The 26,223-nt window shown below is 65.5% G+C and carries 23 protein-coding genes and 1 tRNA gene; 5 read left to right on the top strand and 19 right to left on the bottom strand.

The window, feature by feature from the left end; translation table 11 throughout:
- Positions 1-42: 42 nt before the first annotated feature.
- Positions 43-750, bottom strand: coding sequence for an ANTAR domain-containing protein (locus QNO10_RS03840; RefSeq protein ID WP_229949618.1), 708 nt, complete (start codon positions 748-750; stop codon positions 43-45).
- Positions 751-936: 186 nt separating this feature from the next.
- Positions 937-1,779, bottom strand: coding sequence for a Bax inhibitor-1/YccA family protein (locus QNO10_RS03835; protein WP_229949616.1), 843 nt, complete (start codon positions 1,777-1,779; stop codon positions 937-939).
- 346 nt (positions 1,780-2,125) lie between these two features.
- Between QNO10_RS03835 and QNO10_RS03830 the strand changes: the two genes are divergently transcribed.
- The 4 genes from QNO10_RS03830 to QNO10_RS03815 all read left to right on the top strand — a co-directional run bounded on the left by QNO10_RS03830 (position 2,126) and on the right by QNO10_RS03815 (position 6,221).
- On the top strand, positions 2,126-3,427 hold the full coding sequence (locus QNO10_RS03830; RefSeq protein WP_229949792.1) for a branched-chain amino acid ABC transporter permease: 1,302 nt from the start codon (positions 2,126-2,128) through the stop codon (positions 3,425-3,427).
- Positions 3,428-3,436: 9 nt separating this feature from the next.
- Positions 3,437-4,417: a branched-chain amino acid ABC transporter permease gene (locus tag QNO10_RS03825; protein WP_229949614.1), complete on the top strand. Its 981-nt coding sequence runs from the start codon at positions 3,437-3,439 to the stop codon at positions 4,415-4,417.
- Between the two features lie 116 nt (positions 4,418-4,533).
- Positions 4,534-5,481, top strand: a complete 948-nt coding sequence (locus QNO10_RS03820; protein ID WP_229949790.1) for an ABC transporter ATP-binding protein — start codon at positions 4,534-4,536, stop codon at positions 5,479-5,481.
- A complete protein-coding gene (locus QNO10_RS03815; protein WP_229949612.1) occupies positions 5,478-6,221 on the top strand; it encodes an ABC transporter ATP-binding protein in 744 nt (247 codons plus the stop codon). The genes QNO10_RS03820 and QNO10_RS03815 overlap by 4 nt, the downstream gene beginning before the upstream one ends.
- A gap of 129 nt (positions 6,222-6,350) precedes the next feature.
- On the opposite strand, the gene QNO10_RS03810 is transcribed toward QNO10_RS03815, so the two are convergent.
- The gene (locus QNO10_RS03810; RefSeq protein ID WP_229949610.1) at positions 6,351-7,742 is read right to left on the bottom strand and encodes an ABC transporter substrate-binding protein; all 1,392 of its coding nucleotides are present in this window, start codon (positions 7,740-7,742) and stop codon (positions 6,351-6,353) included.
- 212 nt (positions 7,743-7,954) lie between these two features.
- Between QNO10_RS03810 and QNO10_RS03805 the strand changes: the two genes are divergently transcribed.
- A complete protein-coding gene (locus QNO10_RS03805; protein WP_229949608.1) occupies positions 7,955-8,485 on the top strand; it encodes a hypothetical protein in 531 nt (176 codons plus the stop codon).
- A gap of 62 nt (positions 8,486-8,547) precedes the next feature.
- Here QNO10_RS03805 and QNO10_RS03800 read toward each other — a convergent pair.
- The 16 genes from QNO10_RS03800 to QNO10_RS03725 form a co-directional block, all read right to left on the bottom strand.
- Positions 8,548-8,624: transfer RNA gene (locus QNO10_RS03800), tRNA-Leu, on the bottom strand.
- A gap of 105 nt (positions 8,625-8,729) precedes the next feature.
- A complete protein-coding gene (locus tag QNO10_RS03795; RefSeq protein ID WP_229949606.1) occupies positions 8,730-10,115 on the bottom strand; it encodes an NAD(P)/FAD-dependent oxidoreductase in 1,386 nt (461 codons plus the stop codon).
- 69 nt (positions 10,116-10,184) lie between these two features.
- Complete coding sequence (locus tag QNO10_RS03790; protein WP_229949604.1) at positions 10,185-11,600, bottom strand: S8 family serine peptidase; 1,416 nt, start codon at positions 11,598-11,600, stop codon at positions 10,185-10,187.
- Positions 11,597-12,541 carry a Ppx/GppA phosphatase family protein gene (locus tag QNO10_RS03785; RefSeq protein ID WP_229949787.1) on the bottom strand — a complete coding sequence of 315 codons (945 nt, stop codon included), beginning with the start codon at positions 12,539-12,541 and terminating at the stop codon, positions 11,597-11,599. The genes QNO10_RS03790 and QNO10_RS03785 overlap by 4 nt, the downstream gene beginning before the upstream one ends.
- A 29-nt stretch (positions 12,542-12,570) precedes the next feature.
- The gene (locus tag QNO10_RS03780) at positions 12,571-13,248 is read right to left on the bottom strand and encodes a DUF501 domain-containing protein (RefSeq protein WP_229949602.1); all 678 of its coding nucleotides are present in this window, start codon (positions 13,246-13,248) and stop codon (positions 12,571-12,573) included.
- A 63-nt stretch (positions 13,249-13,311) separates the two neighbouring features.
- On the bottom strand, positions 13,312-13,971 hold the full coding sequence (locus tag QNO10_RS03775) for an FtsB family cell division protein (RefSeq protein WP_229949600.1): 660 nt from the start codon (positions 13,969-13,971) through the stop codon (positions 13,312-13,314).
- A gap of 409 nt (positions 13,972-14,380) precedes the next feature.
- A complete protein-coding gene (eno, locus tag QNO10_RS03770) occupies positions 14,381-15,667 on the bottom strand; it encodes a phosphopyruvate hydratase (RefSeq protein ID WP_229949598.1) in 1,287 nt (428 codons plus the stop codon).
- Between the two features lie 170 nt (positions 15,668-15,837).
- On the bottom strand, positions 15,838-16,536 hold the full coding sequence (locus QNO10_RS03765) for a MazG nucleotide pyrophosphohydrolase domain-containing protein (protein WP_229949596.1): 699 nt from the start codon (positions 16,534-16,536) through the stop codon (positions 15,838-15,840).
- On the bottom strand, positions 16,529-17,665 hold the full coding sequence (locus QNO10_RS03760; protein ID WP_229949593.1) for an adenosine deaminase: 1,137 nt from the start codon (positions 17,663-17,665) through the stop codon (positions 16,529-16,531). Before QNO10_RS03760 ends, QNO10_RS03765 begins: the two co-directional genes overlap by 8 nt.
- A gap of 19 nt (positions 17,666-17,684) precedes the next feature.
- A complete protein-coding gene (locus QNO10_RS03755; RefSeq protein WP_229949785.1) occupies positions 17,685-18,353 on the bottom strand; it encodes a DedA family protein in 669 nt (222 codons plus the stop codon).
- A 381-nt stretch (positions 18,354-18,734) separates the two neighbouring features.
- A complete protein-coding gene (locus QNO10_RS03750) occupies positions 18,735-20,024 on the bottom strand; it encodes a thymidine phosphorylase (protein WP_229949591.1) in 1,290 nt (429 codons plus the stop codon).
- Positions 20,021-20,452 carry a cytidine deaminase gene (locus QNO10_RS03745; RefSeq protein WP_229949589.1) on the bottom strand — a complete coding sequence of 144 codons (432 nt, stop codon included), beginning with the start codon at positions 20,450-20,452 and terminating at the stop codon, positions 20,021-20,023. Before QNO10_RS03745 ends, QNO10_RS03750 begins: the two co-directional genes overlap by 4 nt.
- Before the next feature lie 43 nt (positions 20,453-20,495).
- Positions 20,496-21,782: an ABC transporter permease gene (locus tag QNO10_RS03740; RefSeq protein WP_229949587.1), complete on the bottom strand. Its 1,287-nt coding sequence runs from the start codon at positions 21,780-21,782 to the stop codon at positions 20,496-20,498.
- Entirely contained in the window at positions 21,779-23,146 is a 1,368-nt protein-coding gene (locus QNO10_RS03735) for an ABC transporter permease (RefSeq protein WP_442860268.1), read from the bottom strand. The genes QNO10_RS03740 and QNO10_RS03735 overlap by 4 nt, the downstream gene beginning before the upstream one ends.
- Positions 23,143-24,687 carry an ABC transporter ATP-binding protein gene (locus QNO10_RS03730; protein ID WP_229949585.1) on the bottom strand — a complete coding sequence of 515 codons (1,545 nt, stop codon included), beginning with the start codon at positions 24,685-24,687 and terminating at the stop codon, positions 23,143-23,145. The genes QNO10_RS03735 and QNO10_RS03730 overlap by 4 nt, the downstream gene beginning before the upstream one ends.
- Positions 24,688-24,858: 171 nt before the next feature.
- Positions 24,859-25,941 (bottom strand): BMP family lipoprotein, encoded by a 1,083-nt coding sequence (locus QNO10_RS03725; RefSeq protein WP_442860267.1) that lies wholly within the window; start codon positions 25,939-25,941, stop codon positions 24,859-24,861.
- Between the last annotated feature and the right edge of the window lie 282 nt (positions 25,942-26,223).

Here is a 26,223-nt window from a genome sequence, read left to right as displayed (position 1 = left end):
TCCACTTATGTTACCCGTGTGCTTCCCGTCGGCCGCCGTGTGTCACTCATCGAAATGGGTGCTTACCCGGTCGCTGACGGATGCCACGACTCCGGCTGCGACGTTCCGGATCTTGATGTTGCGGCTGTTTGAAACGCTGCGGAGGATGTCGACCGCTGCCTGCTGGCTGCAGCCGTTCTGCCCCATGATGATGCCTGCCGCCAGGTCCACTACGGTCCGGGATTCCAACGCTGCCTGGAGGTTCGCGGCACGGTTGGCCTGGGTATCGATCAGCAGGGCCACCCGCACGGCCTTGGCGAGTGCTGCCGCGACGGCACGGACTTCGTCGGCGCCCGGCGCGAACGCGTGGACCCGTGCCGAATAGCAGCTGAGGACTCCCCGGCCCCCCGCCAGCGGGAGGGCAACGGCCGCAAGGGACCGGATTCCGTTGCCGGCTCCCCCGGTCATGTTGGTCCAACGCCGGTCCGCAGCAAGGTCCGGCACCACGACGTCGGGACCGCCGCCCAGCACCGTGCCGCCCGGGCTTCCCGGCCCGTACTCCGCCTCGCCCAGCGTGGCGGGAAGTCCCGGGGTCCGGACCGTCAGGCGCGGCCGGCGGCTGCGGTCAACGGCGATCGAACAGCCTGCGGGAGCGGCGAGGCCGAGCCGTCCGGCCGCGATGCCGGCAGCTTCCGCAAGGAAGACGGCCGGTTCCGTTCCGGCCAGCAGGACATCAATGAGCTCCTCGACTACAGACTGCCGATGGGCCACGAAAACTCCTTCCAGGCGGCACCTGCCGCCATGCTACGTCGCCGGGCGGAAGGTGCACAGAGTGCGCGGCCGTATGAGGATTCACCGCAGCCCAAACAGCGGAAGGACCGCAGGCGGTGTGCCTGCGGTCCTTCCCAGAAGTACTGCTGCGGAGTCGTTAAGTCACCGCTGCGGAGTTCTCGCCGATTAGTCGTTGCCCCGGAGGATCGAGAGGAGACGGATAATCTCCACGTACAGCCACACCAGGGTGACGGTCAGACCGAAGGCTGCGGTCCAGGAGTAGCGCTCCGGGGTGCCCGCCTTGACGCCCTGTTCGATGGACGTGAAGTCCATGATCAGCGAGAACGCTGCCAGGCCGATGGCCAGGACCCCGATGAATACGCCCAGCGGGATGCCGAAGATTTCCACGCTTCCGCGCAGGCCCCACGGATCCTGCACGCCGCCGAAGATCATCAGGCCCACGTTCAGCAGCGAGAACACGGCGTAGCCGATGATGGCGATCATAAAGAAGCGGATGGCCTTGGGGGTGGCGCGCACCTTGCCGCTGCGGAACAGCACGAGGGTGACGCCGAAGACTGCCAGGGTGCCCAGCACTGCCTGCAGGCCGACGCCCGGGTACGCGTTGTCCAGGACAGCGGTGAGACCGCCGAGGAACATGCCTTCAAGGAAGGCGTAAGCCAGGATCAGTGCAGGAACCGGCTCACGCTTGAAGGAGTTCACCAGGCCCAGGACGAAGCCGCCCAGGGCGCCCAGGATCATCAGCCCGCCACCCATGCCCGGAAGGATGAAGGTGGGGACCGCGGCACCCACCAGAACCATGGCCAGGCAGAAGACGGTCTTCATGATGACGTCGTCGTAAGTCATGCGGCCCATGTCCGAGGGCTTGGCCGACGGCGCCGAGTAAAGATCCTGCAGCTGCTGCGGGGTCATGTAGCTGTTGTCTGTTGCCAGTGAACCCGTGGCGGTGCCGCCGCGGGTCTGGGAACGGAAGTTCTTTCCGTTGAAAACCGGATTTCCGCCAAGTGCCATTGAATCTGTCCTCCATCTGGGGGGCTGTTTCAGCCCAGCCTACCAAGTACAACGACGACGGCGGGCTGCGGATTCCCGGAAATCCGCGCCCGTGGGTCACGGTTCGGTACACGAGCGTCCTCCACAGGGCCCGCCGCCTTGCGGTCCCGGCAACAAAGTCGTTACGCGATCGCGACATGCGTGCCGGGACAAACGTCACTGCCTGAAACATTCAGTAGGTAGCATGTTCCCCAATCGGTGACCCGTGTCACATCTGCCCGCCTGCGCGCCGCATCTTCGGTTTCGCAGCCCTGCGTGGAGGTTTCAAAACTTGGTAAGAACATCGGCGCTGACCCGGTATCTGGGGATGCTGGCGGCCGTGGCGGCAATGTTTGCCGCCCTGCTGCTCGCAGCCCCTGCCGCTTCCGCAACCACAGCCACACCGGACGCCACCTCGTCCGCCACCAGCCCCGGCCCCACGGACGGGTCGGAATACCGCGACCGGATCAGCGGCGTCGTCAAGAACGAGGGCACACCCCTTGAAGGGGTCAAAATCACCGCCACCGGCAACGGATATGAAGGTGAGGCGGAGACCGGAGCCAACGGATCCTGGTCCATCGGCGTTCCCGAACAGGGCGCCTACGAAGTGGAGCTGGACGAATCCACGCTGCCGGACGACGTCGCCCTGGCGGAGGGACAGCAGAATCCCCGCACCGTGACCTTCGCCGGCACCTCCAACATCACCACGCTCTTCCTGCTTGGCGAAGGAATCGTCGTACAGCAGGAGAGCCTGGCCTCCGCCATCACGGAGCGGGCGGTGGCCGGACTGAGTTTCGGCCTGCTGCTTGCCCTGAGCGCGGTGGGCCTGTCCCTGATCTTCGGCACCACCGGCCTGACGAACTTTGCGCACGGCGAGATGGTCACCATGGGCGCCGTCCTGACCTTTGGTTTTGCCGCATTGGGGATGCCCACCTGGGTGGCCATCCCGCTGGCCGTCGTCGGCGGCGCGGCCTTCGGCTACGTCCAGGACGCCGGGCTGTGGAAGCCGCTGCGGCGGCGCGGCACCGGCCTGATCCCGATGATGATCATCAGCATCGGCCTCGCCGTCTCCGTCCGGTACACCGTGCTGTTCTTCCTGGGCGGCGGCACCCAGCAGCTGCCCGGGGCACAGAGTCCCACCCTGGAACTCGGGCCGGTCTCCATTCCGCAGAACACCCTGATCTCGCTCGTGGTCAGCCTGGCCGTCATCCTCGTCGTGGCCCTCCTCCTGCTGCGCACCCGGATCGGCAAGGCCACCCGGGCCGTTTCCGACAACCCGGCGCTGGCCGCCGCTTCCGGCATCGACGTGGACCGGGTCATCCGGCTCGTCTGGGTGGTCGGCGGCGCACTCGCGGCCCTGGGCGGCATCCTCTGGGCGTACTACCGCCCCGGTGTGTCCTTCAACATGGGCCAGCAGATCCTGCTCCTCATCTTTGCCGGCGTCACCCTCGGCGGTCTCGGCACCGTCTTCGGCGCCCTGATCGGTTCCGTGATTGTGGGGCTCTTTGTGGAAATCTCCACTCTCTGGCTGGAGGCGGACCTGAAATACGTGGGCGCGCTGGTCATCATGATTCTTGTCCTGCTTGTCCGTCCCCAGGGGATCCTGGGCCGCCGCGAGCGCATTGGTTAGGGGCCCCTCATGGATTTCTCGAACATTCTTCTCGGCGCACTCAACGAGATCATCAGCCCCACCACGGCGGCGTACGCACTGGCGGCCCTGGGGCTTGCCGTCCACTTCGGCTATACCGGACTGCTGAACTTCGGCCAGGCCGGCTTCATGGCCGTGGGCGCGTACGGCTTCGCCATTCCGATCCTGTCCTTCAATGCACCCCTGCCCCTGGCTCTGCTGATAGCGCTGCTCGGTTCAGTGGTGTTCGCCGTCATCCTCGGCATCCCGACGCTGCGCCTACGCGCCGATTATCTGGCCATCGTGACCATCGCCGCGGCCGAAATCATCAGGTACGTGGTGACCACCAACAGCATGACGCCGATCACCGGTTCCGCCAACGGCCTCGCAGCCTTCACCGGCAGCTTCTACGACCTGAACCCGATTCCCTCCGGCAGTTACGACCTGGGTCCGTTTGCCATGAACGAACGCGACGTCTGGGTCCGGCTCGTCGCCTGGGCACTGGTCATCGGCGCCTGCTTCCTGGTCTGGCTGCTGGTGCGCAGCCCGTGGGGCCGGGTCGTGAAGGGCATCCGGGAGGATGAAAACGCCGTCCGCGCCCTTGGCAAAAACGTCTACGCGTACAAGATGCAGGCGCTGGTCATCGGCGGTGTCCTCGGCTCCCTCGCGGGCATCGTCTTCACTCTCCCCCGAGGGGCAGTACAGCCGGCCAACTACGGTACGGAACTGACCTTCTACCTCTACACCGCCCTGCTTCTGGGCGGCATGTCCACGGTGCTCGGGCCGGTACTCGGTTCCATGATTTTCTGGGTGCTGCTCTCCGTGACCCAGGGCGTGCTGTACGGCGCCATCGAAGCCGGGTACATCACTTTCATTTCCACTTCGCAGGCAGGACAGATCCGCTACATCCTGGTGGGTGTGGCACTGATGCTGCTAATGATCTTCAGGCCCCAGGGCATCCTGGGCAATAAGAAGGAGCTGGCGTTCGCATGAGTTCCCAGTCAGACCAGCCGCGGGCGAGGGTCCGCGCCGGCGGGGCACACGCCGCCGAACCTGCCACCACAGCCACAACTGTCGCTCCCGAACCCGGCGACGGCAGCAACGAGTTCATGACCGACACCCGGCCCATTGCGGCGGGCGACGTCGGCCCCGGCTGTCGGAAGCGGGATCCCATCCTGGTGGCCAAGAACGTCACCAGGACCTACGGCGGCATCAACGCCGTCGACGTCGCCCACGTGGAAATCCCGCGGCACAAGATCACCGCCCTCATCGGACCCAACGGTGCCGGCAAGACCACGTTGTTCAACCTGCTCACCGGATTCGATACCCCGCAGTCCGGCGAATGGCAGTTCGAGGGCCACGACCTGGCAGGAATGTCCGCCTACAAGGTGGCACGCCTGGGCATGGTCCGTACCTTCCAGCTGACGAAGGTCATGGGCAAGCTCACGGTCATCGAGAACATGCGGCTGGGGGCTGCCTCCCAGCCCGGTGAATCCCTGTGGCGGGCCTTCCTGCCTCCCCTGTGGCGCGCACGGGAGCGGGAGATCACCGAGCAGGCGGACGTCCTGCTGGCCAAGTTCAAGCTGGACACCAAGCGCAGCGACTACGCCGCCTCCCTTTCGGGTGGCCAGCGCAAGCTGCTGGAGATGGCCCGCGCACTGATGGTCCGTCCCAAGCTGGTGATGCTCGATGAGCCCATGGCCGGCGTGAATCCAGCGTTGACGCAGTCGCTGCTGGACCACATCAAGAACCTCAAGGCCGAAGGCATGACCGTCTTGTTCGTGGAGCACGACATGCACATGGTCCGGCACATCGCCGACTGGGTCGTGGTGATGGCCGAAGGCAAGGTCGTCGCCGAAGGCCCGCCCAGCGAGGTCATGAAGGACCAGGCCGTCATCGACGCCTACCTGGGTGCGCACCATGATGTGGACCTGGGTGACTCTGCGGGCTTCGAAAAGCTGGAAGCGGAGTTGGAGCACGACGCCGAATCCTCGGTGGGTACGGAACCTGACGGCGTGGTCGGCGGGCGGATCAACGAGCGGAAGGACCAGGCATGACTGCCGATGCATTCGAAGGCGACTCAGTCGTCAAGGTGACCGACCTCGTGGCGGGCTACATCCCCGGGGTCAACATTCTCAACGGGTGCAGCATCGAGGCCCGCCGCGGAGAGCTGATCGGCATCATTGGACCCAACGGCGCAGGCAAGTCGACGCTGCTCAAGGCCATGTTCGGGCTGGTGAAGGTGCACTCGGGAACCGTGGTGGTCCGCGGACAGGACCTCACCGGACTGAAGGCCAACAAGCTGGTCAGCCGCGGCGTGGGATTCGTGCCGCAGAACAACAATGTCTTTGCGTCCCTCACCATTGAAGAGAACCTGCAGATGGGCCTGTACCAGGCGCCTAAACGGTTCAAGGAACGGTTCGAGTTCGTGGCCGATCTGTTCCCCGAGCTGCACAAGCGGCGGGCACAGCGGGCCGGTTCGCTGTCCGGCGGTGAGCGCCAGATGGTGGCGATGGGCCGGGCACTGATGATGGAACCTGCCGTGCTGCTGCTGGACGAGCCTTCGGCCGGCCTCTCCCCCGTCAAACAGGATGAGGCGTTCCTCCGCGTCCACGAGATCAACCGGGCCGGGGTTTCGGTGATTATGGTCGAACAGAACGCGCGGCGCTGCCTGCAGATCTGCGACCGCGCCTACGTGCTTGACCAGGGCCGCGACGCCTACACGGGGACGGGGCGCGAGCTGATGAAGGACCCGAAGGTCATCCAGCTCTACCTCGGCACACTGGCGGACGCCTAGCACGCCTGCGCTCCGCAGGCCTGGCACAACCCGCGCCTCCCCCGCAGCAGGAGAACAGAACAGCCCCCGCCGGTACCGGCGGGGGCTGTTCTGTTGGCGCTCCGTGCGAGCGCCGGTTGTACGGGACGGTTAGAGCTTGCCCTCTTCGGAGCGGCTCGGCACCGGCTTGTTCTCGGCGTCGTACTGGTAGATGCCGATGAACGCTTCCGTCGGGTCGCCGTTCTCATCGAACGTCACCGGCCCGGAATAGCCGTCGTAATCAATGTCGCCGCCGTTGCGCAGGATGGTCACACAGCCGGCGAAGTCGAAGCACTTCTCGCCTTCTGCGGAAACACCCTGCAGCTGTGCGGCCATTGCCTGGCCGTCGGTGGAACCGGCGGCCTCAGCAGCCAGTGCCAGCATGGTGACTGCGTCATAGCTTTCACCGGCGTAGGACCAGTCCTTCAGCGCGGGGTCGATCTCCAGCAGGGACTCCTTGAAGTTGTCCGAGGCGAACGGGCCGGGGATGGTGCCCTGGGCACCTTCAAGCGTTCCGGCTTCCAGGTCCTTGCTGTAGTCCGAGGTATTGCCGTCCACGAAGAACAGCTGCGAGGCGTCCACGCCCTTTGCGGTCAGCAGCGGCACGATGCTCTTGGCCTGCGCGAAGCTGATGACCACAATGGCGTCCGGATCCGCGGCAGCCACGGCGTCGACCTGGCTGCTGAACTGGGAATCGCCTTCGTTGAACATTTCGGAGATGACAACCTGCCCGCCGGCTGCCTCAACACTGCTCGTAACGTTGCTCTGCAGGCCGGTGCCGTAGGCATCGTTGAGGACGATCATGCCGACGGTCTGGGCGCCGCAGCTCATGATGTAGTTGCCCAGGGTACGGCCCTGGAGCACATCGGACGGAGCGGTGCGCCAGAAGAGTCCGTTGTCATCCCAGTCGGTGAAGTCCGGCGAGGTGTTGGCCGGGGAGAACTGGATGACGCCGGCTCCGGTGATCTGCCCGATGACGGTCTTGGAAACGCCGGAGGATGCCGCACCGACAATGGCGCTCACATCCTGGCTGAGCAGGTCCGTGACCGACTGGGTGGCAATGTCCGTGGTGGTGTCGCCCGAGTCGCGGTGAATGACCTCCACGGGCTTCCCCAGGACGCCGCCTGCCTCGTTCACCTGCTCGATGGCGTAGTTGACGCCTGCAATTTCGGGCGGGCCGAGGAAGGCAAGTTCGCCGGTGGTCGGCAGCAGGGACCCGATCTTCAGGGGAACGTCAGTGGTTCCCGTGGAAGCGGGAACAGCCGCGACGTCCCCCTTGGCACCCGGATCCTCACCCTTGCCGCCTTCGTTCTCGGGGCAGGACAGTCCGGATGCTGCGGTTTCGGTCTCCCCGGCTCCCGAGGTGTCTTCGGCGGACGAATCCCCGCCGCCGCTGCAGCCGCTGGCAAACAGTGCCAGCCCCAGTCCTAGAGCGGCGATTTTGGCGGTACGGGCGTATGCCGTGCCCTGGCCCAGTCCGCCGGCAGTGCGTAGTGCAGTCATAAAAGTTATCTCCCCGATCGAAAGGCGGGTGCCTTTGATGCAATTACCAGGTGTTCCTGATTAGAAGAAAAGCTAGTGGAACATTGTGACGAATATAAGAGCCTGCGGTTACAGCCTTGTAACGCTCGTCACATTTCGATGTTTGTGCCCTTGCCGGGAAGTCGACCTACGGCCTATACGATGGCGGTAGAACACTTATTTGGGGGAAAACAATGCACGCATTACGGCTATCCGCTGCCGCTTCCGCACTGCCGCTCGCAGGCCTGCTCCTGCTGGGGAACGCTGGCAGCGCACAGGCGCTGGAGTGCGGACCGGGCTTTATTCCCGCCGTCTCCTACGGGGTGGAGGTCTGCGTTGAAGGCTACAACCCGGGTGAAAGCCATTACGATCCTGCCACCGGCCACTATTCGGAAGCGGTTCCGGCCGTCCCGGTGCCGGTTCCGGTGCCGCCGGCCAATCCGGATCCCGCTCCGACCCCGACAGCTGACCCGGCGCCGTCCACTGCCCCGGCAACGCCCGGCACCGCGGGAAACACCGGCGAAAGCAGGTCAACCCCTGCCAACACGCCGTCACAGAGCCCAAGCCGCACGGCCAGCCCCTCACCGTCCTCCACAGCCACACCGGACGAAGAACGGGCCGGCTCGGACATGGTGCTTCCCGCTGCTGCCGCAATTGTCATCCTGGGCCTGCTGGCCGGGGGGCTGCTGCTGCGGCACCGCAACCGCCGTTCGGCACGCGGCTAATACGCACTGCTGATACACGCTGCTGAAACACGGCTAAACCGGCAGGAACCACCGGTTTCTTTTGGTACCCCAGGTCGGACTCGAACCGACAACACACCGATTTTAAGTCGGTTGCCTCTGCCAATTGGGCTACTGGGGCTCTGTAAGTGCCTTCCAAGCCTACTGGAAACACCTTGATGCACACGAAGACGGCGGCCCTCCTGCAGGAGGACCGCCGTCGTCGTTTACGAACCTGGGGCGAAGACTAGGCCTTCACGGCCGGCTTCTTGGCCGGCGCTGCGGCTTCCTCGAAGCCGCGGCGCGGGTCTTCCAGGTTGCGCAGGGACGTCAGGTCGCGGCCGTAGCTGACATTCAGGAGCCAGCCCGCGATGACGCGGAACTTGCGCTCGAACATCGGCATGGCCATGCCGTGGTAGCCACGGTGTGCCAGCCAGGCCGGGAAGCCCTTCAGGCCGAAGCCCATGATGTTGGCAACACCCTTGTACTGGCCCAGGCCGGCAACAGCGCCGAGGCTCTTGTGGTTGTACTCTTCAACGCTGCCAACGCCGTAGCGGGCGGCCATGATGTTCTTGGCCAGCAGCTTGGCCTGGCGGACAGCGTGCTGTGCGTTCGGGACGCAGAAGCCGCCTACGCCGCCGCCGGAAAGATCCGGAACAGCGGAGACGTCGCCGGCGGCCCAGGCACCCTCGAGGGGGCCGTCGTCGCCGGTGATGCGCAGTTCGGCGTTGGCGCGGACGCGGCCGCGGTCGTCGATCGGGAAGTCGGTGGCACGGACCATCGGGTTGGCCTGCACACCGGCAGTCCAGATCAGGGTGTCCGCACCGAACTCGCCGGCCGGGGACTTGTCAGCCATGTTGATCAGCTTCAGGACGCCGTCTTCGGCGGACGCCAGCGAGGTGTTCAGCAGAACCTCGATGCCGCGCTCACGCATGCTGGAGACAACCCACTCGGCCTGGTCCGGCTTGACCTCGGGCATTACCCGGCCCATGGCTTCGATCAGGACGAAGCGGAGGTCTTCGCGGCGCAGCCGGTCATTGATGCGGACGGCGTCGCGGGCCATGTCCTCAAGCTCGGTCAGGGTTTCGATGCCGGCAAAGCCGCCGCCGACGACGACGAACGTCAGAGCGCGTTCACGTTCCGGGCCAGCGGGCATGAGCGATGCGGTTTCAATGCGCTCAAGCACGTGGTTGCGGGTGGCCATTGCTTCTTCGATGCTCTTCATACCGATGCCGGCCTCGGCGAGTCCGGGGATCGGGAAGGTGCGGGTGATTGAGCCGGCCGCCAGGACAACGTCCTGGTAGGGCAGCTCAAACGGCTCGCTGCCGTCGCCCGGCTCGATCGTCGCGGTACGCGCGGCATGGTTGATGGACGTGACCTTGCCGGTGATCAGCTCGGTGTTCTTGAGGTGCATGCGGTGGGACACTACGGCGTCGCGGGCTTCAATGGTGCCTGCGGCAACCTCGGGGAGGAAAGGCTGGTAGGTCATGTACGGCAGCGGATCCACTACCGTAACGATGCCGCCCTGTTCCCTTACCTTCTTCTGGAGGTCTTTGGCCACGTACAGACCGACGTAACCACCGCCGACCACCAGAACGCGGGGACGATCAGAAAACTGCTTGTTCGATGCCATGACCCAATCCTACCTGAGTTTGTGAAAGTCTTCACGAACCATTTGACAAACAGCTCAGCCGGCGGTTTGCTACCGGACCCCGGCTTCGTCCAGGGATCCGGTGGTGGTGTTTTCGGGATCTCCTGCAGCTGTCCCGCGGCGCCTTACCCGGCTGACATGGACGGTGCCGCCCACCAGCACGAGCACCAGGAGCGCACTGAAACCGAGCACGACGACGGCGGGCAGGTTGTCCTTCTCCGCGGCCGGCTCCTGCGCCACCGGGACGGCCGGCTCCGGCAGGTCCGGAACAGTGGGGGCCGGAATGTCGGCCGCACCTGGCGATACGTCCGTCACGCGCCGGTGCACCCGGATCCACTCCGCAATGGTGCCCAGCGGGTTGCTGGTGACGGAAGGAACATCGGCATTAACTGCCGCGTTGGCGTCCAGGATTCCGTAGCCGTAAATGGTGTCCACACCCGGGGCCCCGGCGTCGCGGGCAGTGCGGACGATCCGGTTGACCACCTCCGCCGCACTCATTTCCGGGTGCGCCGACCGGATCAGCGCGGCGACTCCGGAGACGAGCGGTGCGGCACCGGAAGTGCCTTCCCACCCGGCATACCGGCTGGTCCCCTCGGGCAGCCCGCCGACCAGCTTTTCGGACGGAGCGGCCACGCCGATGCTGATGCCTTCCGAGGACGAGTCCCAGCTGGCCTCACCCTGCCGGTTCAGGCCCGCCACGGTCAGGACTCCGGGGATGGTGGCGGGTGCGCCCACCTGGACCATGCCTCCTTCGCGGTTGCCGGCAGCCGCGACAATCACCACGTCATTCTGCTCGGCGTAGAGGAACGCGTCGTCCCAGCTCTCCGGCCAGGCGGTGGAGGTGCTGCCCAGGGACATGTTGATGACCTTGGCGCCGTTGTTTACGGCCCAGCGGACGGCGTTGGGGATTTGTTGGTCGATCGGTACACCGCCGGGATTGGTCCCGCCGATCCAGGTCGACACAGCGAGGATTTCGGCCTCCGGGGCAACCCCGATGATGCCGTCGGGACGGTCGGCGGGTTTGTCTTCCGCGGGCTTGTCCTCCTTGGCACCCTTATCGCCCTTATCGCCCTTATCGTCGTTGGGCTTCTCGTGCCCCCGTCCGGCAAGCAGCGTGGCCACGAGTGTGCCGTGCTCCGGCGTGCTGCCCAGGCCCTTGGCGCCCTTGGGATCTCCTGCTCCGGACACGTCCACGCCGCCGGTGACCACACCGGCAAGATCGGGGTGGCTGGCGTCCACACCGGTATCGATGACGGCTACCTTCACCCCCGCACCCTTGGTGGTTTTCCAGGCATCAATGACCCCGTAATCGGCCAGCCAGTACTGCTTGTCCCGCCATTCATCGGCGTAGGCGGGGACGGGTGCCAGAAGCGGCAGCGCCACGGCGGCACAGAGCGCGGCTGCGGCGGTTCGAAGGCGTGCTGCGCCGCCCCGGCGTCGGCCGGGGCCGGTTCCCATCGGGCTCATGCGCTCAGCGCAATGCCGTCAAGGATGTCGTGTTCGCTGGCGAAGGCCGTGACTACACGGCCGTCCGTCAGTTCGTCCACGCGGTCCACGATGGTGCGCCAGATCAGGGCGCCGGCACCGATCACGTCCACCCGGCCCGGATGCATGTACGGCAGGGCCGCCCGCGCGGCACGGTTCCGGCGCAGCAGCGCGTCGGCTGCGTCGTCAATCTGCTCCCTGCTCAGTTCGGTGCCGTGGATCGCGTCGGGCGAGTACTCGCTCAGGCCCAGCGCGGCGGCCGTGACGGTGGTAATCGTTCCGGCCACACCCACCAGCCGGTCGGCCCGGGCCAGCGGCACGGTGGCGAGGGCGGAGGCGATCATGTCCAGGATGTCCGCCCGTGCCGCCGCAATTTCCGCCTCGGTGGGCGGATCGGAGAGCAGGTACCGTTCGGTAAAGCGCACGCAGCCCATGTTGGTGCTTTTGGCCGCAAGGACGCCGCTGCCGTCACCGAGCACAAACTCGGTGCTGCCGCCGCCAAGATCCACTACGAGTGTCTTGGCGCCGTTTCCGCCTGCGAAGACGCTGGCTGCACCGGCGAAGGACAGCGCGGCTTCCTCGTCCCCGCTGATGACCTCGGGTTCGACCCCGAGCCGGGCGCGGATGCCGTCCACGAATTCCTGCCGGTTTTCCGCGTCGCGGCTGGCGGAGGTGGCTACGAACCGGACCCGGGACGCGCCGTGCCGGCGGATCAGGTCCGCGTACTCGTCAGCGGCGGCAAAGGTGCGTTCCAGCGCTTCCGGGGCCAGCCTTCCGGTGGCGTCCACGCCCTGTCCCAGCCGGTTCACGCGCATAAGGCGGACGACGTCGGTCAGCTGCGCCACGCCCTGTCCGTCCCGGCTCACGTCCGCAATGAGCAGACGGATGGAGTTGGTGCCGCAGTCGATGGCTGCAACCCGCATGCTCTCAGCGCGGCTGTCTTCCTGGCCTGTCACAGTTCCCCCTCGTTGGTCGCAGTCTGTTCCGCTGCTTCGCTGCCCTGCCGGCGGGCAGCCTTCTTGCTTTCAAGTTCTTCCGGGCTCAGGCCCTGTGTCCTGGTGTGGCGGCTGAGGTCCCGCTCCGGGGCGGGAGCGGCTGTATCCCAAGCACCTTCGCAGTAGCAGCGGTCGGTTGTCCACCATTGCTCGATGGCGGCCAGCGCTTCGTCGCCCAGCGGATTGACGCCGGGACCTGCGGCCAGGGAGTGGCCGACCAGCACGTGCAGGCACTTTACCCGGGTAGGCATTCCGCCGGCGGAGACACCGTCGATTTCCGGAACGGGCCCGGTTCCGGTGCGCTCTCCGATTTCATTGCGGACCTGGAGGTAATGTTCGTGGGCAGTGCGGTAGCGCTGCGCCAGGTCCGGGTCCTCCTCCAGCCGCCGGGTCATGTCGGTCATCAGTCCGGCTGCTTCCAGCCGGGAGACGGCCGCGGTGATGACCGGATGCGTCAGGTAGTACGTGGTGGGAAACGGGATCCCGTTGCTCAGGCGGGGAGCGGTGGTGGCCACCAGGGGGTTGCCGCAGACACAGCGGGCGCCGATTTCAACGACGTCGCGCACCGGGCGGCCAAGCTGCCTGCTCAGGGTTTCCAGGTCTTCCTGGGTGGGGGCAAGCTGGTCCTGGGTCATGCAGGAGGTTCCTTCCGTGGGGACCGTTGAGGCCCCGGGCTGCTACTTCTATCAGCCTCCAGATTACTGTGCCGTGGCGGATTTCTTGACCGAGTCCCAGAGCGAATCAACCCACTGCAGGTCCTCCGGCTCTTCTTCGGCTGCCAGCTGCTCTGCTTCTTCCAGGCCGTTTTCGCCCTTGACCAGGTACCGCTTCTCCCCCGGCATCACCAGGAAAATACGGTCACGGGCCTGCTGCTTGACGTAGGCCGGATCTTCCCATCGGCCCAGCTGGACCTCCAGTTCGGCCTGGGTGGCGCGGGCCTCGGCGATTTCCGACTTGGTCACCGCAATGTCCGAGCGCTGCTGGAGGTAGGTCCGCACCGACGGAGCCAGAAGGACCGTGATAGCGACCATCACCATGGCGAGCACCAGCAGCCTGCCGGAGAACGCCTTGGCAGGTACCGGCAGCAGCTCGTCCTGGGTTTCCGGCTCCGGGGTGGAATTTTCCGGTGCCGGGTCGGCCTGACGCCGGATGCCGCCGGAGAGCTGGGACCGCACGGCGGCACGGGCGTCCGACGCCGACAGTTTCCGGGAACGCTCGCCCGCCCCGGCAGACTTAGGCGCGGCAGACTTAGGCGCGGCAGACTTGAACGCCGTGGCCTTGGGAACGGCAGCCTTCGGCGCAGCAGCCTTGGGAGCGGCACTCTTGGGAGCAGCAGCCTTCGCTGACGACGGCCTCACGGCAGCCGGCTTTGACGCGGCAGGTTTGGTCCCGCCTGCTTTCGCCCCACTTGCTTTCGGCCCACTCGCTTTCGGCCCCGCCGGGTTTACGGGGGCCGGATTTACGGGGGCCGCGGGCCTGGGCACCTTGGGGCGTCGGGTTGACATGCCGTTCCTGTCTTGATTGGTGCTGTTTTTTATCAGTGCTGTTTTTTGTCAGTGCTGAACTACGTGCTGCAGAACTCGGTGCCGGCGGCAGGGCAGCCGTCGAAAACGCGGGGTAAACCCGTCCCGGAACCACCGCGGGCGGGTCCCCTCCTATGAGGTTACCCACCCGTGGTGTTCCGCAGCCGTTCCGCAACGCCTACACACCCGGATTCACCGGGTGTGTAGGCGTTGGGGTTACGACGGCACAGTTACAGCGGTCCGGCTACTGGCCGGGGTTGAAACGCGGGAAGGCGCTGCGCCCGGCGTAGCGTGCGGCGTCGTCCAGTTCCTCTTCGATGCGCAGCAGCTGGTTGTACTTGGCTACGCGCTCCGAGCGGGCCGGCGCACCGGTCTTGATCTGGCCGGCGTTGGTGGCAACGCAGATGTCCGCGATGGTGGTGTCTTCGGTCTCACCCGAGCGGTGGGACGTGATGGTGGTGTAGCCGGCACGCTGGGCCATGGTGATGGCGTCCAGGGTCTCGGTCAGGGTGCCGATCTGGTTGACCTTCACCAGCAGGGAGTTGGCGGCGTTGTTCTTGATGCCGGTCTCCAGGCGGGTGGGGTTGGTGACGAAGAGGTCGTCACCGACGATCTGCACCTTGTCGCCGATGGACGCCGTCAGGGTCTTCCAGCCGTCCCAGTCCTCCTCATCCAGCGGATCCTCGATGGATACCAGCGGGTAGTCGCGGACCAGTTCCTCGTAGTACGCGGACATCTCCGCAGCGGTCCGGTTCTGCCCCTCGAAGAGGTACGCCCCGTCCTTGAAGAACTCCGACGCTGCCACGTCCAGTGCCAGGGCAATGTCGTTGCCCGGTACGTAGCCGGCGCGCTCGATGGCTTCGATGATCAGGTCCAGGGCTGCACGGTTGGAGGGCAGGTTCGGTGCGAAGCCGCCTTCGTCGCCCAGGCCGGTGGAAAGGTTCTTTTCCTTCAGTACGGACTTGAGGTTGTGGTAGACCTCAACGCCCCAGCGGAGGCCCTCGGAGTAGGTCTGCGCGCCCAGGGGAACGATCATGAATTCCTGGATATCAACGTCGGAGTCCGCGTGGGACCCGCCGTTGAGGATGTTCATCAGCGGCACGGGCAGGATGTGCGCGTTAGGGCCGCCAAGGTAGCGGTACAGCGGCAGGGCGGCGGACTCGGCAGCGGCACGGGCGACGGCGAGGGAGACACCGAGGATCGCGTTGGCACCCAGGCTGGACTTGTTCTCGGTGCCGTCCAGATCCATCATGGCCTGGTCGATGGCCCGCTGGTCCGCGGCATCGTAGCCCAGCAGGGCCGGCTGGATCTGGTCGATTACGGCTTCAACGGCCTGCAGCACACCCTTCCCCTGGTAGCGGTTCTTCTCGCCGTCGCGGCGTTCGTTGGCTTCGAAGGCACCCGTGGAGGCACCGGAGGGAACAGCTGCGCGGCCGAACGTGTCGTCGTCGAGCAGCACCTCCACCTCAACGGTCGGGTTGCCGCGGGAGTCGAGGATCTCGCGGGCGTGGATGGCATCGATGATGGCCATTGAATTGCTCCTGTTCATTGGAACGAATGGGCAGAAAACCGCAGTCCTGCTGGGACAGCAGGTTCCTGTGTCTGCTTCTTAGCCTAATAGAATCGCGGCCGCGGGGAACGTCCGGCAGGTGAATCGGGTGGATCGGACCGGTCAGTTACCGCACGGAAGGGGCGAGGAAATCAGCTTTGTGCGTCTTTGCCGGTGTACCGGCGGACCGCCGCGCGAAGTGCCGCCTCGGCGTCGAGCCCCTGCTCGGAGGCGCGGCGGACCAAGGAGAACAGCACATCCCCGAGCTCGGTTTCATCCGCGAAACCCGTTCCGGCCACATCTCCACCGACAGTCTGCGGCGGCATCGGACGGCCTGCGCGTTGGGCGCGGGACAGGGTCTTGGCGGCCAGCAGCAGCGCCGGCAACCCGGCCGGAATCCCTTCGAAAGCGGAGACCCGGGCCGGGGATTCCGCCTTTTTGGCGTCGTCCCAGGCCTGTTCGATCGCCGCGATATCCGATTCCTCCCCCTCTTCCCGGAGGGTCCCGTCAGGGCGGAAGACGTGGGGATTGCGGCGGATCATCTTGGCGGTCAGCTCATCGACTACGTCCGCCACGGAAAAGCTTCCGGCTTCCTGCTGCAGCCGGGCATGGAGCAGCACCTGCAGCAGCACATCCCCGAGTTCGCCGCGCAGTTCGGCGGCGCGTTCCGGGCCGGCCGTGCCGCCTTCCACCACTTCGATGAGCTCGTAGGTTTCCTCCACGAGGTACTCGAGCAGGGATTCGTGGGTCAGGGCCCGGGTCCACGGGCAACGCTCACGGAGGGCACCGATGACCTCGGCGAGGCGGGTGAACCGCCCGCCGAGATCATCAGGGAGGGCCAGATCAGACACGGGCGCGGTTGAATCCCTCGGTGACGAATGCGGACAGCGCGGCACGCTCGTCCAGCGGGAGGAAGGCTGCGTTGACGGCGTTCATTGTCAGTTCCAGGACATCGTCGAGGTCGTAGTCGAAGGTGTCCATCAGCAGTTCAAATTCCCCGGTGAGCGTTACGTTACTCATCAGCCGGTTGTCGGTGTTGACCGTAACGGCGAAGCCGGTCTGGTAGAGCAGGTCGATCGGGTGCGTTTCGATGTCCTCACCGAAGGAGGCGACGGCGCCGGTCTGCAGGTTCGAGGACGGGCAGACCTCAAGGGCGATGCCGCGGTCCCGGACCCAGCCAGCAACCCGGCCCATGCTGACAATGCCCACTTCGGCATCCGCCATGGCGTCGTCTTCGAATTCAACGTCAATGTCTTCGGCGATCCGCACGCCGTGTCCCAGCCGCAGCGCCCGGCCATGTACCAGGGCGTCCACGATGCTCTCGATCCCTGCTGCTTCGCCGGCATGCACCGTCGCCGGGAACTGGTTTTCGGCCAGGTAGGTGAAGGCATCCTTGAACCGTGCGGGCGGGAAACCGTCTTCCGGCCCGGCAATATCAAAACCGACGGCCCCGGAGTCGCGGTGCCGGACAGCCAGTTCGGCAATCTCCATGGCCCGGTCGGCATGCCGCATAGCGGTGATCAGCTGGCCCACCTGGATGAAGCTGCCCGCCGCTTCCGCGTTCGCCACGCCCTCTTCAATGCCTGCCTGAACCGCTTCCACGGCTTCGTCCAGGCTCAGTCCTGCCTGCACATGCTGTTCGGGTGCCCAGCGGATCTCCGCGTAGACCACACCGTCGGCTGCAAGATCCTCGACGAATTCACGGGCTACGCGGATCAGGCCCTCACGGGTCTGCATAACGGCGATGGTGTGGTCGAAGGTTTCGAGGTAGCGCGGCAGCGAACCCGAATCCGCCGATTGACGGAACCACTCCCCCAGCGCCGCCGGGTCCGTGGCCGGCAGGGAATGACCGACGGCGGCAGCCAGCTCAATGATGGTGGCCGGACGGAGGCCACCGTCAAGGTGGTCATGCAGCGATACCTTCGGCAGGCTGCGTACGTCGAAGGAACGGTTCGAGGGGAGGTTTGTAGGCTCAGTCACACGGCAACTCTACGGGGTTTCAGGCGGCCTTCTGCGAGCTCTCGCCGTCGTCGGCCTTCGGCATGTCGTCCGGAACCTGGTGCTGGGTCTCCGGCACCGTTCCCCGGACCATGGTGATGAGCCGGTCGACTATCAGGCCCAGGACCAGCGCGCCGCTGACGCCAACGACGACGCCGAGCAGGTGGTGTTCGTTGAACCAGGCCCCGGCAATGGAGCCGATGGCCACACTGTAGGCCGCCCAGACAATCCCGGAGATGCCGGTGAGCGCAATGAAGCGGCGCTGCGGGAAGCCGGTGGCACCGGCGGTCACGTTGACCACCACCCGGCCCACCGGGATGAACCGCGCCACAAGGATGAGGGACACCGAGCGCTTGTCGAGCTCGTGGCGGGCCCAGGCGATGGAGCGCTGCAGCTTGGGCCTGCGCATCCAGGCAAACCGTTCGATGCCGATCCCCCGGCCCATCAGGTAGGCGAGGTTATCGCCCACGAAGGCACCCAGTGCGGCGGCCGGAATAATCAACCACACGTTCACCCCTGCGCCGCTGAGGGCCAGCGACGCCAGCGCCACCACCAGTGACTCACTGGGCACCGGGGGGAAGAATCCGTCGATCAGGCAACAGGCAAAGAGCCCGATGTAGACCCACGGCGAGCCTGCCGAAGCGAGGATGAAGTTGTTAATGCCGTCCACAGTGGCACTGAAAACATCCAACTGGTGCCGCTCCTTGAGTTAGCTGTCCAAGTCCATTTACAAGCATGCCACGGACACTGCAGTCCCCCGGCGGCGAACCGCTGCAGGGGCACTTTCGGGTCTACCCCGGCCGGGCCTGGGCCCGCGGGCGACACCGCCGCTGCCGGACCCGTAGGGCCCCGGAGGCCCCGCCGCTGCCGGACCCGTAGGGTCCCGGAGGCACCGGCCGCTGCCGGACCCGTAGGGTCCCGGAGGAAGGCGGCTTTAATATTCCTGCGAGCTCTGCGAGCAAGGAATTTCGTTGCCGCCGTTCCGGGACCCGCAGGGCCCGGCACCCCGGCACCCCCGGGCCCCCGGGCACCGGAAAGAGGCCCCGAAGCCCTAGCTGATCCGGTCGATGATCAGCTTCCGTGCCGGCCGCGATCCCTCGGGAGCGACGACGACGGCGTTCTCGAGTGCCTCACGGGCACGGTCGAACTTCTCCGGGGTGTCGGTCAGCAGCGTCATCAGCGGCTCTCCGGCCCGGACCACGGCTCCCGGTTTGGCGTGCATAACCACGCCGGCACCGGCCTGGACGGCGTCTTCCTTGCGCGCACGGCCGGCACCAAGGCGCCAGGCCGCAACACCCACGGAGAGGGCATCCAGTTCCACCAGCACGCCGTCGGCAGGCGCGTAGATGGTTTCGGATTCCCGGGCCACGGGCAGCTTTGCGTCCGGATCCCCGCCCTGCGCGGAGATCATGCGGCGCCACACGTCCATTGCCCGGCCGTCCTTCAGCGCCGCTTCCGGGTCGGCGTCGGGCCGCCCGGCGGCCGTGAGCATTTCGCGGGCCAGGGCCAGCGTGAGCTCGACGACGTCTTCCGGGCCGCCGCCGGCCAGGACGTCCACGGACTCCTGAACTTCGATGGCGTTGCCTGCGGTCAGGCCCAGCGGAGTGGACATGTCGGTCAGCAGGGCCACCGTGTTGACGCCGGCGTCCTTACCCAGGGCAACCATGGTCTCGGCCAGTTCGCGGGCACGGGCCTCGTCCTTCATGAAGGCACCGCTGCCCACCTTCACGTCGAGCACCAGCGAGCCGGTGCCTTCGGCGATCTTCTTGCTCATGATCGAAGACGCGATCAGCGGAATCGCTTCCACCGTTCCCGTCACGTCACGCAGCGAGTACAGCTTCTTGTCGGCAGGAGCCAGGCCTGCGCCGGCGGCACAGATGACCGCGCCGACGTCGCGCAGCTGGGCCATCAGGGCGTCGTTGCTCAGGGACGCCTGCCAGCCGGGGATGGCTTCAAGCTTGTCCAAGGTGCCGCCGGTGTGGCCCAGTCCGCGGCCCGAGAGCTGCGGGACGGCGATGCCGAACACCGCCACCAGGGGGGCCAGCGGCAGGGTGATCTTGTCCCCCACGCCGCCGGTGGAGTGCTTGTCCGAGGTCGGCTTGCCCAGGGAGGAGAAGTCCATCCGCTCCCCGGAATTGATCATGGCGTTGGTCCAGCGGGAGATTTCATCCCGGCTCATGCCGTTGAGCAGGATGGCCATGTTCAGCGCCGCCATCTGCTCATCCGCAATGGCGCCGCGGGTGTACGCGTCGATCGTCCAGTCAATCTGTTCCGGGCTCAGCGTGCCCCGGTCCCGCTTGATGCCGATGATGTCTACGGCGTCGAACTTTTCAGCGCTCATTGGTTGTCCTGCCCTTCAAGGTGCTGCGGTCCAAAGGCATCCGGCAGGACTTCGTCCATGCTCCGGATGCCGCTTACGGTCATCAACTGCATCCCGGGTGCCCGGAATTCGTACAGCAGCTGCCGGCAGCGGCCGCACGGCATCAGGACATTGCCCGATCCATCCACGCAGGCAAAGGCGGCAAGGCTGCCGCCTCCGGTCATGCGCAGCTGGCTGATCATGGAGCACTCGGCACACAGTGTCAGCCCGTAGGAGGCGTTTTCGATGTTGCAGCCGGAAACTATCCGGCCGTCGTCGGTAAGCGCCGCGGCGCCTACCGGATACTTCGAGTAGGGCACGTAGGCGTGGGCCAGGGCCGCCCGGGCGGTTTCCAGGAGCAGCTCCCAGTCCACCGCCTGCGGCTGGTCCGGGTGGGGGGTAGTTGTCATTCTTAGTCCTAGCTGGTGCATTTCTAGCGGGTGCGTAGCGTTTCTAGCCCTTGATGTAAGGCACACCGCTGGCCGCAGGTGCCCGGGACTTGCCGACCACACCGGCGACGGCGAAGATCGTCACCACGTACGGCAGCATGGCCAGGAACTGGTTGGGAACAGCGGTTCCCAACAGGCTCAGCACGTACTGCAGGTTGGTGGCGAAGCCGAACAGCAGTGCCGCCAGCAGGGCGCCGAGCGGATTCCAGCGGCCCAGGATCAGCGCTGCCAGGGCAATGTAGCCCTGTCCGCCGGTCATGTCGCGGTTGAACGCGGACACCGAAACGAGGGTGAAGAAGGCGCCGCCGATACCGGCCACCACACCGGCGAGCAGGACGTTGATGAACCGGGTGCGGTTCACGTTCACGCCCAGGGTGTCAGCAGCCTTGGGGTGCTCGCCCACTGCGCGGGTGCGCAGGCCCCACTTGGAGTGGAACAGTCCGAAGTAGACCGCCGCAAGGGCGATGTACATGAGGTAGCCCACGATCGACTGGTTGAAGAGGATCGGCCCGAGGACCGGGATATCCGCCAGCAGCGGGATCCGGATCGGCGGCAGCGACGGCGGGGAGTTCCACTTCGCAGCGTCCGAGGACAGCAGCGTGGAGAACAGGAAGCCGGTGAGGCCGGAGACCAGCACGTTCAGCACAACGCCGACAATCACCTGGTTGACGATGTACTTGATGCTGAACACGGCCAGCACCAGGGAGACCAGCGCACCGGCGACGGCGGCGGCAAACAGCCCGACGAACGCGTTGCCGGAGAGCGAACCTGCCACGGCGGCGGCGAAGGCGCCGAAGAGCAGCTGTCCTTCGATGGCGATGTTGACCACGCCGGAACGCTCGCACAGCACACCCGAGAGTGAACCGAAGATCAGCGGGATGGCCAGGGCGAAGGATCCGGAAAGCAGTCCGTAGAGGGCCACGTTGGGGGTGTTGGCGCTGCCCACGACCCAGGTTAGGAAGCCCAGGACGAAGAGCACGCCGAAGACGGCGATCAGCCAGACGGGTACCCGGCGGCCGCTGCGCGTCAGCATCAGGGCCCAGGCTGCGGCGGCCACCATCAGCACAGCGGTCAGCCAGCCGACCATGGGGGCGGAAACCACCAGTTCGGGCAGGACAATCGCCTCTCCGGGATCGGAGAGCCGGAAGGTCACGTCGTTGGACGGGGCCCCCAGGGCGAAGACAAACAGTCCCAGCAGGGACAGGACAATCAGGATGATCGGGGTCTTCCAGCTGCGGACACCGCTGAGGGTGGCCGCCTTGGGAGCCGGAAGCGTTGTTGCGGTGCTCATGCTGCGCCTCCGGCGGCTTCAGTGTTCTTGGACAGACGCTTGCCGGAGGTCTTCAACGCTCCGGGCGGCGGAATACGGAACAGCGACCGCACCAGGGGCGGGGCTGCGATAAATAGGACGATCAGCGACTGCACCACCAGGACAATGTCGATGCTGGTTCCCGTGTTGGTCTGCATGGTCACGCCGCCGGCACGGAAAGCGCCGAACAGCAGGCCTGCCGCGAAGGTGCCCCACGGGCTCGACCGGCCCAGCAGGGCGACGGTGATCGCGTCGAAGCCGAAGCTGGCGGCCACACCGGAGGTCAGCACCTTTTCGGTGCCGGCCACCTGCGCCACACCGGCAAGCCCGGAGAGGGCACCGGCGATCAGCATCACGACGACGTATCCCTTGGTGATGCTGATGCCTGCATTGCGGGCAGCGGACGGGTTGGCGCCCACGGCCTTGAGTTCGAAACCGATCGTGGAGCGGTTCATCAGCCACCAGATGAAGACGGTGGCAAGCACGGCCAGGACAAAGCCCCAGTGCAGGCGGAAACCGCTGCCGAGCAGGGGCGGGAACATGGCATTGGCGTCAAGCTGGGGGCTGATCGGGTTCGAGGATCCCGGCCGCTGGAAAGCCGGCGTGCTGAGCAGGAAGAGCACCAGGTTGATGGCCACGTAGTTGAGCATGATCGTGACGATGACTTCGTGTGCACCGGTTTTTGCCTTCAGGAGGCCGGCGATACCGGCCCAGATGGCGCCGCCGAGCATGCCCGCGAGAATCACGAGGAGCAGGTGCAGGCCCACCGGAAGGTGGACGGCGAAACCCACCCAGGCTGCCATGGCAGCACCGATGATGATCTGCCCCTGCGCACCGATGTTGAACAGGCCGGTCCGGAAAGCGACGGCGACGCCGAGGCCTGCCAGGATCAGCGGCGTTGCCACCGTGAGGGTCTGGGTCAGCGGGTAGAAGAACCGTGCCGCTGTTTCGGCCTCGAAGTTGAAGAACGCACCCTGGAACAGGGCAATGTAGGCGCCGGCTGCGGCGGACCAGGCAGCGGACAGCATGTCAGTGGGCCGGGAGAAGAAGTACGACGCCGCTTCGCCCACTTCCTCGTCGGTGGCGGCAATGAGGATGCCGCCCACCACGAGGGCGAGCAGGACGGACAGGATCGAAACCATGGCGTTCGAAGAGAGGATCCGCCGCACCGTGGACTGCTGCTGCGGTTCACCGCCCAATGCGCCGCTTTGGTGCGCTGCGGGCACCGCGGGCGGAGCTACAGTACCGCCGGCGGTTTCCGCCGCGGCCTCGAGCCGGGTGGCTTCCGCAGCTGCAATGCTGCGCTCCCCCGGCGGGTCTTGCTTGGTGGAATCCTCCGGGCTCACTTGGCCCCTCCCTTGAAATCTGTATTCTGCGTCATAGCTTCGTCCGCGGGCATGCCTGCCATCATCTGGCCCAGCACGTCGCGGGAGGTGTTTGCGGGCACAATGCCCATCAGGCGGCCGCCGTAAAGAACGGCAATCCGGTCCGCCAGTTCAAGAACTTCATCGAGTTCGGTGGACACGATCATTACCGGTGTGCCGACGTCGCGCTCCGAGATAATCCGGCGGTGCAGGAATTCGATGGATCCCACATCCACGCCGCGGGTGGGCTGGGAGGCGATGAAGAGCTGCAGCGGGCGCGACAGCTCCCGCGCCATCACAACCTTCTGCTGGTTGCCACCGGACAGCGTGCCTGCTGCGGTGGCAGCGGACTGGGTACGGATGTCGAACTCGGCAATCTTTTCCGCCGCATTGGCTTCAATCACCGCCGGGAGCAGGGAGACGCCCCGGGCAAACGGTGCCTGGTCGTAGCGGTTCAGTACCAGGTTCTCCGCTACGGAGAAGGTTCCCACCAGGCCGTCCACGTTGCGGTCTTCGGGCACAAAGCCCACGCCGCCGTTGATGATGTCGCGGGTCCTGCGGCCCACCAGCTCCTCGCCGTTGAGGCGGATGGAACCGGAGACGTGGTCCTGCAGGCCCAGAATCGCCTCGGTCAGTTCGGTCTGGCCGTTGCCCTGGACGCCGGCGACGGCCAGGATTTCTCCCCGCCGGATCCCGAAGCTGACCCCGTCAAGGACAGCCGGACCGGACGCGGAGGCAACAGTGAGGTTTTCGACGACGAACGTCTCCTCGCCGGGCTTCGCGGGCTCCTTGTTAAGGTTCAGGCTGACCGACCGGCCGACCATCAGGGACGCCAGTTCCGTGGTGGAGGCACTCGGTTCGGCGGAGCCAACCACCTTGCCGCGGCGGATCACGGTAATAACATCCGAGACAGCCTTCACTTCGCGCAGTTTGTGCGAGATGAAGACCACCGATTTTCCGTCTTCGGTGAGCTGGCGCATGATGCCCAGCAGTTCGTCGGTTTCGCGGGGTGTGAGGACGGCGGTGGGTTCGTCAAGGATGAGGACTTCAGCGTCACGGATCAGTGCCTTAATGATTTCCACCCGCTGCTGGACCCCCACGGGAAGATCCTCGACCACGGCGTCGGGATCGACGTCGAACCCGTACTGGTCGGAAATTTCGCGGATGCGGCTCCGGGTCTGGTCCAGGTTCAGCATTCCCGCAAACTTGGTCTTCTCGTTTCCGAGCGCCACGTTTTCGGCAACTGTGAAGACAGGGACGAGCATGAAATGCTGGTGCACCATGCCGATGCCCGCAGCCATGGCGTCGCTCGGACCGTTGAAAGCCACCGGCTGGTCATCCACCAGGATTTCGCCCTCGGTGGGTTCGTAGAGCCCGTAGAGCACGTTCATGAGCGTTGATTTGCCCGCGCCGTTTTCGCCGAGCAGGCTGTGGACCTGCCCCGGCTCGACCACCAGGTCGATGTGGTCATTGGCCACCAGGGTGCCGAAGCGTTTGGTGATGCCCTTGAGTTCGAGTTTCAAAACCCCAACCTATCTTTTTCGAGATAAGAAAACAGAGAACAATTGCGACGCAAAACAACCGCCGTCTTCCCGGCTGCTCAAGGCTGCCGGGAAGACGGCGGTCACTTTTAGTGCATGCGGTGCTTACTGTAGCCCGGCTATTTCCCGGGCCACAGATGTTACGTGGAGGTGCTACTTCGGGCTGGAAGCAGATTCAACCTTGATGTCACCGGAAATGATCTTGGCCTTGATGTCCTCAACGGCCTTCTTCACGTCCTCGGGAACGTTGGCTTCCTGGTCGTGGAACGGAGCCAGCGCAACGCCGCCGTTCTCCAGGGTGCCGACGTACGGGCTGTTGTCGAATTCGCCTTCGACGTCGGTGTTCACGACGTCCTCAACGGCTTCGCCCATCAGCTTCATGACGGAGGTGAGGATAACTTCCTTGCCCGTGGTCACGGTCTCGTAGCCATCGGAGTCAACCCAGATAACCTTGGCGTCCTTGCCGGCGGCGTTAGCAGCCAGCACGGCGTCGATGGTGCCTGCGCCTACGGGGCCGGCAACGGGCATGATGACGTCAGCGCCTTCGTTGAGGAAGTTCTGCGTGGTGGTCTTGCCTGCGGAGACATCGTCGAAGCCGCCGGTGAAGGAATCCATGCCGAGAACCTGGACGTCGCCGCCGTTCTCCTCGTTGAAGTACTCCACACCCTGCTGGAAGCCTTCCATGAAGATGGTGACCGTGGGGATGTCCAGGCCGCCGTACGTGGCAACCTTTCCGGTCTGGGAGGTACCGGCCGCAACATAGCCGGCCAGGAAGGCAGCCTGGGCCGTGTCGTAGATGATCGGCTTGACGTTGTCAGCCTCGATGGACTGGTCATCAACGATCACGAAGTGGCTGTCCGGGTTGGCCTCGGCCGCGTCCCGGGTGGTGTCGGCGAGCAGGAACCCGACGGTAACCGTCAGGTCGCAGCCGGCCTGGACCATGCTGTCCACGTTCGGCGCGAAATCGGTCTCGGACTGGGACTCAGCGGTCTTGACCTCGATGCCGAGCTCCTCTTCCGCCTTCATCATGCCGTTGTGCGTGGACTCGTTGAACGAGTTGTCATCGAATCCACCGGAGTCGGAAACCATGCAGCCCAGGAAATCGGTGGCGCCTTCAGCAGAGCCGCCCTCTTCTTCGGGGGCCGCGCCGCAGCCGGAAAGCAGGAGCGCCGAAACGCCGAGCATAGCGGCGGAAACGCCTGCGTTGCGCTTAAAGCTGCGCGGGTAATTCTTCAATGTTCCTCCAGAAAAGAAAATGGGATTCGCCCTACGGTGCCCTGTGATGTGCAGCGTTAGGCGCAGCGCTCCGTCCGTCGTTGGACCGCAGCAACATAACCATAGTGTGTCGGAGGCAACACTAATTCCAAATCCGGGGTGAGCCGGACATTGTTTACATGTTGTTATCAAAGCAGCGCATTGGACCGGAGCGCGGCTGATATTGTCCTGCCCCGCCTGGCTGGCCGGTGGTTTTCCCGCGTCAAATGTCGGAAAGTTACGCGGGTCCGGTCCTGTGGTGGA

Origin of the sequence: Arthrobacter sp. zg-Y919 (assembly GCF_030142045.1) — a bacterium.
Taxonomy (GTDB): Bacteria; Actinomycetota; Actinomycetes; order Actinomycetales; family Micrococcaceae; genus Arthrobacter_B.
This window is presented reverse-complemented; position numbering and strand designations above follow the sequence as displayed.

Coding starts and splice junctions, on each gene's coding strand:
- QNO10_RS03835 (WP_229949616.1), bottom strand. CDS start 1,779: ATGGCACTTGGCGGAAATCCGGTTTTCAACGGAAAGAACTTCCGTTCC.
- QNO10_RS03830 (WP_229949792.1), top strand. CDS start 2,126: ATGCTGGCGGCCGTGGCGGCAATGTTTGCCGCCCTGCTGCTCGCAGCC.
- QNO10_RS03825 (WP_229949614.1), top strand. CDS start 3,437: ATGGATTTCTCGAACATTCTTCTCGGCGCACTCAACGAGATCATCAGC.
- QNO10_RS03820 (WP_229949790.1), top strand. CDS start 4,534: ATGACCGACACCCGGCCCATTGCGGCGGGCGACGTCGGCCCCGGCTGT.
- QNO10_RS03815 (WP_229949612.1), top strand. CDS start 5,478: ATGACTGCCGATGCATTCGAAGGCGACTCAGTCGTCAAGGTGACCGAC.
- QNO10_RS03810 (WP_229949610.1), bottom strand. CDS start 7,742: ATGACTGCACTACGCACTGCCGGCGGACTGGGCCAGGGCACGGCATAC.
- QNO10_RS03805 (WP_229949608.1), top strand. CDS start 7,955: ATGCACGCATTACGGCTATCCGCTGCCGCTTCCGCACTGCCGCTCGCA.
- QNO10_RS03795 (WP_229949606.1), bottom strand. CDS start 10,115: ATGGCATCGAACAAGCAGTTTTCTGATCGTCCCCGCGTTCTGGTGGTC.
- QNO10_RS03790 (WP_229949604.1), bottom strand. CDS start 11,600: ATGAGCCCGATGGGAACCGGCCCCGGCCGACGCCGGGGCGGCGCAGCA.
- QNO10_RS03785 (WP_229949787.1), bottom strand. CDS start 12,541: ATGCGGGTTGCAGCCATCGACTGCGGCACCAACTCCATCCGTCTGCTC.
- QNO10_RS03780 (WP_229949602.1), bottom strand. CDS start 13,248: ATGACCCAGGACCAGCTTGCCCCCACCCAGGAAGACCTGGAAACCCTG.
- eno (WP_229949598.1), bottom strand. CDS start 15,667: ATGGCCATCATCGATGCCATCCACGCCCGCGAGATCCTCGACTCCCGC.
- QNO10_RS03750 (WP_229949591.1), bottom strand. CDS start 20,024: ATGAGCGCTGAAAAGTTCGACGCCGTAGACATCATCGGCATCAAGCGG.
- QNO10_RS03745 (WP_229949589.1), bottom strand. CDS start 20,452: ATGACAACTACCCCCCACCCGGACCAGCCGCAGGCGGTGGACTGGGAG.
- QNO10_RS03740 (WP_229949587.1), bottom strand. CDS start 21,782: ATGAGCACCGCAACAACGCTTCCGGCTCCCAAGGCGGCCACCCTCAGC.